General features: G+C 71.3%; 8 protein-coding genes and 1 riboswitch. All 8 genes read left to right on the top strand.

Features of this window, described 5'->3' with window-relative positions:
• Positions 1-7 precede the first annotated feature (7 nt).
• Positions 8-889 (top strand): ABC transporter ATP-binding protein, encoded by an 882-nt coding sequence (locus IM725_RS18840; RefSeq protein ID WP_227753945.1) that lies wholly within the window; start codon positions 8-10, stop codon positions 887-889.
• Positions 890-899: 10 nt separating this feature from the next.
• Positions 900-1,673, top strand: a complete 774-nt coding sequence (locus IM725_RS18835) for a creatininase family protein (RefSeq protein ID WP_193782177.1) — start codon at positions 900-902, stop codon at positions 1,671-1,673.
• A gap of 25 nt (positions 1,674-1,698) precedes the next feature.
• Positions 1,699-3,060 carry a type III glutamate--ammonia ligase gene (gene glnT / locus IM725_RS18830; RefSeq protein WP_193782176.1) on the top strand — a complete coding sequence of 454 codons (1,362 nt, stop codon included), beginning with the start codon at positions 1,699-1,701 and terminating at the stop codon, positions 3,058-3,060.
• Positions 3,061-3,110: 50 nt separating this feature from the next.
• Entirely contained in the window at positions 3,111-3,557 is a 447-nt protein-coding gene (gene nikR, locus IM725_RS18825; protein ID WP_287066807.1) for a nickel-responsive transcriptional regulator NikR, read from the top strand.
• 94 nt (positions 3,558-3,651) lie between these two features.
• Positions 3,652-4,437, top strand: coding sequence for a TorF family putative porin (locus IM725_RS18820; protein WP_227753942.1), 786 nt, complete (start codon positions 3,652-3,654; stop codon positions 4,435-4,437).
• 126 nt (positions 4,438-4,563) lie between these two features.
• Positions 4,564-4,672, top strand: a riboswitch (guanidine-I (ykkC/yxkD leader).
• A 59-nt stretch (positions 4,673-4,731) separates the two neighbouring features.
• Positions 4,732-5,520 carry an urea amidolyase associated protein UAAP1 gene (locus IM725_RS18815; protein ID WP_193782174.1) on the top strand — a complete coding sequence of 263 codons (789 nt, stop codon included), beginning with the start codon at positions 4,732-4,734 and terminating at the stop codon, positions 5,518-5,520.
• Between the two features lie 8 nt (positions 5,521-5,528).
• On the top strand, positions 5,529-6,182 hold the full coding sequence (locus IM725_RS18810) for an urea amidolyase associated protein UAAP2 (protein ID WP_193782173.1): 654 nt from the start codon (positions 5,529-5,531) through the stop codon (positions 6,180-6,182).
• Positions 6,179-9,780, top strand: a 3,602-nt coding sequence (uca, locus tag IM725_RS18805; RefSeq protein ID WP_227753944.1) for an urea carboxylase, incomplete at its 3' end; no start/stop codon positions are given. The genes IM725_RS18810 and uca, both read left to right, overlap by 4 nt.

Below are 9,780 nucleotides of genomic sequence, written 5' to 3'. Positions count from 1 at the left end.
GGTGCGCCTGCAATCGCCCGAGGTGGCGGCGCGCTTCGAGCGCATCCGCGCCCGCGAGGTGATCCTGGAGGCGCGCGGCCTGGGCAAGGTCTACCAGGGTGCGCAGGGCGACACCGAGGCCCTGCGCGGCATCGACTTCAAGGTCCACCGGCGCGAATTCGTCTGCGTCATCGGCCCCTCGGGCTGCGGCAAGTCCACGCTGATCCGCATCCTGGCCGGCCTGGAGCAGGCCACCAGCGGCGAAATCCTGCTGGACGGCGCGCCCGTCAAGGGCCCGGGGCGCGACCGCGGCATGGTGTTCCAGGGCTACTCGCTGTTCCCCTGGCTCACCGTCAAGGGCAACGTGATGTTCGGCCCGCTGATGAACGGCAGCTCGCGCGGCACCGCCGAGCAGCACGCGCGCGAATGGCTGGAGCTGGTGGGCCTGTCGAAGTTCGCCGACGCCTACCCGCACCAGCTCTCGGGCGGCATGCGCCAGCGCGTGGCCATCGCGCGCGCGCTGGTGAACCAGCCGCGCATCCTGCTCATGGACGAGCCCTTCGGCGCGCTGGACGCGCAGACGCGCTCCAAGATGCAGACACACCTGCTGGACATCTGGCGCAACCTCGACGTCACCGTGCTCTTCATCACGCACGACCTGGACGAGGCCATCTACCTGGCCGACCGCATCCTGGTGCTCAAGGCGCACCCGGGCGAGGTGCAGGAACTGATCGAGGTGCCGGTGCCGCGCCCGCGCTCGCCGGGCCAGTTCACCACGACCGAATTCCAGGCCACCCGCGCCCGCGTGGACGCGCTCATCCACCCGCCGGTGGAGGCGCCGCCGGACGAGGCCGCGCTGGTGGACAAACCCATGATCCGGTTCACCGACGTGGCCGACGACATCGAATGAGGACGCGGCGATGCGCTGGGACGAACTGACCTGGACCGAGATCCCGGAGGTGCTCGCGGGCAGCGGGCACGCCGCCATCCTGCCCGTGGGCGCCACCGAGCAGCACGGGCCGCACCTGGCCTGCGGCGTGGACTCGGTGGTGGCCGAGCGGCTGTGCCTGGCCGTGGCCGGGGCCACGCGCGTGCCCATGCTGCCCACGCTGGCCTACGGCTGCTCGCTGGGCCACAGCCGGCGCTGGCCGGGCACGCTCGCCCTGACCCCCATGCTGCTGATCCAGCTGGTGGAGCAGGTGGGCGAGTGGGCGTACCACGCGGGCGTGCGGCGCCTGTTCATCGTCAACGGCCATGTCACCAACGCCGCGCCGCTGCGCTGCGCGCTGGAAATGCTTCGCAGCCGCTTCGACGACCTGATGGTGGCCCTGCTCAACACGGCCACGCTGAGCGAGCGGGTGCGCGCCTTCCACGCTGCGGACGCGGCCGACTGGCACGCCAACGACGCCGAGACCTCGCTGATGATGGCCGTGGCGCCGCAGCAGGTGCGCCCGGACCGCCTGGGCCAGGGCGACGACCCCGACCGCACCGGCGGATGCGTGTTCTCGCACCCGGTCAACCGGACCAGCGCCAATGGCACCACCGGCCTGCCCAGCCTCGCCAGCGAGGAGAAGGGCCGCCAGTGGTTCGACTGGATGGTCGAGGACCTCAGCGCCCTGGTGCGGCGCGGCACCGTGGAGCGCCCGCCGCTGGACGCCTCCTATTTCGAACCCGTTGCCGACTGCCGGCATTGACCCACCCCTACAGCAAGGACACCGCGTGAACGAGAACGAAGACCTGCGCCGCCTGCAGAAGGACCTGGAAGCCCGAGGCGTGAAGTACTGCATCGGCGCCTACGTGGACATCCATGGCGTGCCCAAGGCCAAGGTGGTGCCCATCGCGCACATGCTGCACATGGCCGAAGGCTCGGAGCGCTACACCGGCTATGCGCTGGACGGCCTGGGCCAGGCGCCCAACGACGACGAGCTGACCTCCATCCCGGATTTCTCGCGCCTGATCCAGCTGCCCTGGGAACCCAAGATCGCGTGGATCCCGGCCGACAACCACTTCCAGGGCAAGCCCTATCCGCTGAACACCCGCGTCGCGCTGCAGCGGCAGCTCACCGAGGCGGGCAAGTTGGGCTACGGCATGAACCTGGGCATCGAGTGCGAGATCTTCCTGCTGCGCCAGGACGAGCTCGGCCGGCTGTCGGCGCCCGACCCGGAGGACAAGCTCAGCAAGCCCTGCTACGACGTGCGCGGCTTCACCAACAACTTCGAGTGGCTGGACAAGATGGCCAGCGCGATCAACGGCCTGGGCTGGGACCTCTACTCCTTCGACCACGAGGACGCCAACGGCCAGTTCGAGTTCGACTTCGCCTACGCGGACGCCGTCACCACCTGTGACCGGCTGGTCTTCTTCCGCCACATGGCCAAGCACTACGCCCGCGAGATGGGCCTGCTGGCGACCATGATGCCCAAGCCCTTCGCCGACAAGACCGGCAACGGCGCCCACTTCAACATGTCGCTGTACGAGCTGCAGAGCGGCAGGAACGCCTTCGCCTGCCCGCCCTCGGAGGACCCGCACGGCATCGGCCTGACGCAGCTGGGCTACTGGTTCGTGGGCGGCATCCTCAAGCACGGCCGGGCGCTGTGCGCCGTCTTCGCGCCCACCGTGAACAGCTACAAGCGCCTGGTGCGCCGCGGCGCCATGAGCACCTTCTCCTGGGCGCCGGTGTTCAACTCCTGGGGCTCCAACAACCGCACCAACTCGGTCCGCATCCCGGCCGGCGGCGGCCGCTGCGAGTCGCGCAACGCCGACGGTGCGGTGAACCCCTACCTGGCCGCGACCCTGGTGCTGGCGGCCGGCCTGGACGGCATCCGCAACCGCATCGACCCGGGCAAGCCCAACGAGGACAACCTGTACGCGATCAGCGAGGAAGAGCGGCGCGCCCGCGGCATCGATTTCCTGCCGCAGACGCTGCAGGAGGCCGTGGCCGCCTTCGCCGCCGACCCGCTGGTGGAAGAGGCCCTGGGCCGCGAGCTGCGCGATGAATTCATCCGCTACAAGAGCGAGGAGTGGCAGGCGTACCACCTCTCGGTCAGCCAGTGGGAAGTCGAGCGTTACAGCTGGATGTTCTGAGGCGGGCGGAAGCACACCAGATGGCACGGGGCCGCAACGGAAACGCAGGGGTGAGCCGCATCGGCGTCTCGCTGCCCGCGCACCTCCTCGAGGCCCTGGACGGGCTGGTGGCCCGCCATGGCTACGAGAGCCGCTCGCAGGCCATCGCCGAGGTGGTGCACGAGAAGGTGCTGGCCTCGCGCGGCGAGCTGGGCGACGAGGTCATGGTCGGCACCATCACGCTGCACTACGACCGCCAGGTGCCCGGCCTGCAGAAGCGGCTGGCCGACATCCAGTACGAGAACATCGACGAGGTGATCAGCTCGCTGCACGTGCACCTGTCCGAGAACCAGGTGATGGAGGTGATCCTCGTGCAGGGGCGTGCGCCCCGGCTGTCGGCCATCGCCAACGAGATGCTCACGCGCCGCGGCGTCATCGGCGGCCGGCTGCAGCTGCACGCCGCCGCGATCCCGCCCATCCAGCTGCCCGCCCACAAGGCGCGCCCGGGCTCGCGATGAAGAAGTTCCCCGCCACGCACGTGGCCCATCACGCTGGCATGCCACGTGCTCGACGCGGCAGGCCTTCCCTTGTTTCACAACGAAAGACCCACCCATGATGAAGAACTCCCTGCGCGCGACCTCCATCGCCGTCCTGCTGCTGGCCGCCGGTTCGGCCTTCGCCGCCAATGACGCCTCGCCCGAGCCGGACTACACGCTGACCTTCAACGTCGGCGCCGTGTCCGACTACCGCGTGCGCGGCATCGCCCAGACCTCCTACCAGCCCGCCGTCCAGGCCGGGGCCGACTTCACCCACAAGAGCGGTGTCTACCTCGGCACCTTCGTGTCGAACGTGAAGTGGGTGAAGGAATTCAACCTCGCCACCAAGGGCAGCTACGAGCTGGACCTGTACGGCGGCTTCCGCGACGCCATCGATTCCACGCTCAGCTACGACGTGGGCGTGATCACCTACCAGTACCCGGGCAACAACTCGGGCGCCGCCGGCACCCCGGGCGCCGGCCTGTTCGCCAACGCCAGCACCACCGAGGTGTACGGCTCGCTGACCTACAAGATGTTCACGCTCAAGTACAACCGCAGCGTGAGCAACTTCCTGGGCAACCTGGACAGCAAGGGCAGCCAGTACTTCGACCTGAGCGCCGCGATCGACCTGGGCAACGGCATGACGCTCACGCCGCACGTCGGCCGCCAGCTGATCCCGCATCAGGCCCTGCCGGCCAGCTACAGCGACATCGCGCTCACCTTTGCCAAGGACTTCGGCAACGGCTTCGTGGCCACCGCCGCCGCCATGGACACCGATGCCAAGCGCAGCTTCTACACCGACAGCAACGGCCGCTTCCTGGGCCGCGGCACGGTGGTGCTGGGCGTCAAGTACACCTTCTGAGCGGCATGCCCTGGCCTGGGGCGTCGCGCCCCATGCCGGGGCGCCCTGCGGCCGGGCCGGGACGTCGCGCACTGGCACCGCCCTTGCTTAGTGTTTTGCAGAGAGTCGATGGCGCCTGGCGCCGCTTGACTTGACCGCTAGGGTTCCGGGCCCGCGTCCTGTGCGCGGGCTGCCTGGTCCGAGAGCGGTCGGCCCCGGCGACGGGGTTCCACGGAGGGACAAAAGCCCGGGAGATCGATGGTGCGCCGCCCCGTCGTCTCTCGCCCTTTTCGACCCAGGAACCCGAGGCCGCCGATGACCCCTCCCATCCGATTTGAAGACCTGCCGCCGCTGGCCCGAGCCGCGGTGCCTGCGCATTCCACGCCGTACTCCCCGGACCTCCTGCTCTGGGAGGAGTCGCTGCCCGGCGGCTGCCACTGGTCCGGCGTGCTGCGCCGGGGCACCACGCTGCGCCTGACGGACCTGGAGGGCCGCGCCAACGTCTCGGCGCTGTTCTACAACTTCGAGGAGAAGTCCGAGCGCTACAACATGCCGGACACGCTCAAGGCGCAGCACACGGCCTTCCTCACCGCCGGCTGTGCCCTCTACTCCGACATGGGCCGCATCCTGTGCTCCATCCCCATGGACAGCTGCGGCTGGCACGACACGGTGTGCGGCGCCCTCCCGCAGGACGCCATGGACGCGAAGTACGGCGTCGCACGCTACCAGGCGCATCGCAACGCCATGCACCGCGCCGGCCTGGAGGGGCTGGCCATCGAGGCGGCCAAGTGGGGGCTCTCGCGACGCGACCTGGTGGCGCCGGTCAATTTCTTCAGCAAGGCCGTGGCCGACGGGGAGGGGCGCCTGTCCTTCGACGGCGCGCACCGCCGCCCCGGCCAGCTGGTGGACCTGCGCTGCGAGATGAACGTGCTGGTGCTGCTCTCGGCCGCGCCGCACCCCCTGGACCCGTCGCCCGACTGGGCCCCCGGTGAGGTGCGCCTGTCGGCCTGGCGCTCCGGCACGGCCGGTGCCGACGACCCCTGCCGCCTGCGCTGCGACGAGAACGGCCGCGGCTTCATCAACACCGAGCGTTTCTTCCTGTGAGCCCCGCCATGACCTCCCACCTGAAGATCAGCGACCTGGACCCGGCGCGTGCCATCGCCGACGAGACCGTTCCCGCGGGCGAGCCCTGGATGAAGCTGCTGCGCCGCGGCGAGGTGATGCGCATCGAGGACCTGGAGGGCAACCAGGCCGTGGACACCCTGTTCTTCGCCGCCGGCGACCCCGAGGAGCACTACAGCCTGACCCGTACCATCCAGGCCCAGGGCGCGCTCTACCTGGGCGTGGGCACCCGCCTCATGTCCAACGCCGGCCGGCCGCTGCTCACCCTGGTCGCCGACACCTGCGGGCGCCACGACACCCTGGGCGGCGCGTGCTCCTGCGAGAGCAACACCGTGCGCTACGCGCTGGAGAAGCGCCCCATGCACGCCTGCCGCGAGAACTACATGGCGGCGGTGATGGGCGAGGGCCCGCTGCGCCTGACCAAGCGCGACATCCCGTCCAACATCAACTTCTTCATGAACGTGCCGGTCACGCCCGAGGGCGGGCTCACTTTTGCGGACGGCATCTCGGCCCCCGGCAAGTACGTGGAACTGCGCGCCGAGATGGACGTGGTGGTGCTCATCTCCAACTGCCCGCAGCTGAACAACCCCTGCAACGGCTGGAACCCGACGCCGGTGCGCTGCCTGGTCTGGGGAGCGCACTGATGTTCGACAAGGTGCTGGTCGCCAACCGCGGCGCGATCGCCTGCCGCATCATCCGCACGCTGCGGCGCATGGGCGTGGCGGCGGTCGCGGTCCATTCGGAAGCGGATGCCGAGTCGCTGCACGTGCGCCTGGCCGACGAGGCGGTGTGCATAGGCCCCGCGCCCGCGGCGGCCAGCTACCTGGACGCCGCGCGCATCGTGGAGGCGGCTCGCGCCACAGGGGCGCAGGCGGTGCACCCGGGCTACGGCTTCCTGTCGGAGAACCCGGCCTTCGCCGAGGCCTGCGAAGCGGCGGGGCTGGTCTTCCTGGGCCCGGCGCCGGCGCAGATGCGGCTGTTCGGCCTCAAGCACACGGCACGCGCGCTGGCGCAGGCGCAGGGCGTGCCGCTGCTGCCCGGCACCGGCTTGCTGCCCGACCTGGAGACCGCGCTGGCCGAGGCCGAGCGCATCGGCTGGCCGGTGATGCTCAAGAGCACCGCGGGCGGCGGCGGCATCGGCATGCAGATGTGCCCGGATGCGGCCGCGCTGCGTGCCGCCTTCGACACCGTGCGCCGCCTGGCGCAGGGCAACTTCGCCGATGCGGGCGTGTTCCTGGAGCGCTACATCGCCGATGCACGGCACATCGAGGTGCAGGTCTTCGGCGACGGCGCGGGCGCCGTGCTGGCGCTGGGGGAGCGCGACTGCTCCCTGCAGCGGCGCAACCAGAAGGTGGTGGAGGAGACACCCGCGCCGCACCTGCGCCCGGCGGTGCGGGCCGCGCTGCTGGAGACCGCCTGCCGCCTGGCGCGGGGCGCGAACTACCGGTCCGCCGGCACGGTGGAGTACGTGGTGGATGCACGCACCCAGGAGTTCTTCTTCCTGGAGGTGAACGCGCGGCTGCAGGTGGAGCACGGCGTCACCGAGGCGGTGACCGGCATCGACATCGTGGAATGGATGCTGCGCCTGGGCGCGGGCGAGATGCCGCCGCTGGACACGCTGCGCATCGAGCCGCGCGGCCATGCGGTGCAGGCCCGCCTGTACGCCGAGGACCCCTGGAAGAACTTCCAGCCCGCCACCGGCGTGCTGACCGAGGTCGCCTTCCCGCCGGGCCTGCGGGTGGACACCTGGGTGGAGCGCGGCACCGAGGTCGGCGGCCACTATGACCCCATGCTCGCCAAGCTGATCGCGCACGGCAGCGACCGCGCCGATGCGCTGGCGAAGCTGGAAGCGGGCCTGAAGGCCACCCGCGTCGCCGGCCTGGCGTCCAACCTGCCGTGGTTGCGCGAGGCCCTGCGCTTCCAGCCCTTCGCCGGGGGCACGCACACCACGCGCAGCCTGTCGGCCTTCCAGCCGCCCAGCCGGGCGATCGAGGTGCTGGCGCCCGGCGTGCACACCACGGTGCAGGACTGGCCGGGCCGCCTGGGCTTCTGGCAGGTCGGCGTGCCGCCCTCGGGACCCATGGATTCGCTGTCGCTGCGCCTGGCCAACCGCCTGCTGGGCAACGCGCCGGGCGCCGCGGCGCTGGAGATCACCGTCGCCGGGCCCACGCTGCGCTTCCGTGGCCCGGCGCGCATCGCGCTCTGCGGCGCGCCCATGGAGGCGACGCTGGACGGCAGGCCGCTGCCCTGGCATTCCCCGGTGGAGGTCGCGGCGGGGCAGGTGCTGCGCATCGGCCGGCTCACCGGGGGCGGCTGCCGGGCCTACCTCGCGGTGGGCGGCGGCCTGGACGTGCCTTCGTACATGGGCAGCGGCGCCACCTTCACCCTGGGCCAGTTCGGCGGCCATGGCGGCCGCACGCTGCGTGCCGGGGATGTGCTGGACCCGTTGGAGGGCGCCGCCCCCCTGCCCGCCCTGGCCGCGCCGCAGGCCGCGGCCCTGGCGCCCGCCTGCGGCACGGCCTGGGAGATCGGCGTGCAGCTGGGCCCGCACGCCGCGCCCGACTTCTTCACCGACGAGGACGTGGACACCTTCTTCGCCACGGCCTGGGAGGTGCACTACAACTCCAGCCGCACCGGCGTGCGCCTCATCGGGCCGCGGCCGCGGTGGGCCCGCAGCGACGGCGGCGAGGCCGGCCTGCACCCCTCCAACATCCACGACAACGCCTACGCCATAGGCGCCATCGACTTCACCGGCGACATGCCGGTGATCCTGGGGCCGGACGGGCCCAGCCTGGGCGGCTTCGTGTGCCCGGCGACGGTGGTGCAGGCCGAGCTGTGGAAGCTGGGCCAGCTGGCCCCGGGGCACACCGTGCGCTTCGTGCCGCTCACGCAGGCGCAGGCCGAGGCCATGGCGCGCGCGCAGGATGCGGCCCTGTCGCCGGTGCCGGCCGCCCCGGCCCTCGCCGGGCGCTTCCAGCCGCCCGAGGGTGCGGTGCTGCACCGCGAGCCCGCGCCCGCGGGTGGCGTGGAGACCTGCTTCCGCCGCGCCGGCGACGGCTACCTGCTGGTGGAGTTCGGCGAACTGACGCTGGACATCGCGCTGCGCTTCCAGGTGCATGCGCTCATGACACGCCTGGATGCCCTGCGCGATGCCGGTGAACTGCCAGGCGTGGTGGACCTCACGCCCGGCATCCGGTCCCTGCAGGTGCACTACGACCCGCTGCGCCTGTCGCTCGCGGCCCTGATGGACCGGCTGCTGGAGGCCGGGCGCGCGCTGGCCGCGCAGGACGACGTGGAGGTGCCCAGCCGCACCGTGTGGCTGCCCCTGTCCTGGGACGACACGCAGACGCGGGTGGCGATCGAGAAATACATGCAGTCGGTGCGGCCCGATGCGCCCTGGTGCCCCAGCAACATCGAGTTCATACGCCGCATCAACGGCCTGCCCGACGTGAAGGCGGTGCAGGACATCCTGTTCGAGGCCAGCTACCTGGTGCTGGGCCTGGGCGACGTGTACCTGGGCGCGCCCGTGGCCACGCCCGTGGACCCGCGCCACCGGCTGGTGACCACCAAGTACAACCCGGCCCGCACCTGGACGCCGGAGAACGCGGTGGGCATAGGCGGCGCCTACCTCTGCGTCTACGGCATGGAAGGGCCGGGCGGCTACCAGTTCGTGGGCCGCACGGTGCAGATGTGGAACCGCTGGCGCAGCACCGCGGAGTTCGAGCCCGGCAAGCCCTGGCTGCTGCGCTTCTTCGACCGCATCCGCTTCTACCCCGTGGACGCGCAGGCGCTGCTGCAGCTGCGCCGCGACTTTCCCACGGGCAAGGCGGGCCTGCGCATCGAGCCCGGCAGCTTCAGGCTGTCGGAGTACCGGGCGTTCCTGGCCGGGAACGCGGCCTCGATCGCCGCCTTCAAGCAGACGCAGCAGGCCGCGTTCGAGGCCGAGCGCGAGCGCTGGCGGGCTGCCGGCCTGGACGAGGCGCAGTCGCTCTCCACGCAGGCCGAAGGCCCGCAGGACGAGGACTTCGGCGACGCCGAGGTGGTGGCCTCCCAGGTGGCCGGTGGCATCTGGTCGGTGCAGGTCGCGCCCGGCGATGCGGTGGAGGCGGGCCAGCTGCTGGTGGTGGTCGAGTCCATGAAGATGGAGGTGGCGGTGCACGCGCCGGCTGCCGGCCGCGTGCAGCGCGTGCTCTGCGCGAAGGGGCAGGCGGTGCAGGTGGGGCAGGCGCTGGTGCTGATGGC

Origin of the sequence: Ramlibacter aquaticus, assembly GCF_015159745.1 — a bacterium.
Classification (GTDB): domain Bacteria; phylum Pseudomonadota; class Gammaproteobacteria; order Burkholderiales; family Burkholderiaceae_C; genus Ramlibacter; species Ramlibacter aquaticus.
Note: the sequence above shows the minus strand (reverse complement) of the source record. Positions and strands in the feature narration are given on the sequence as shown.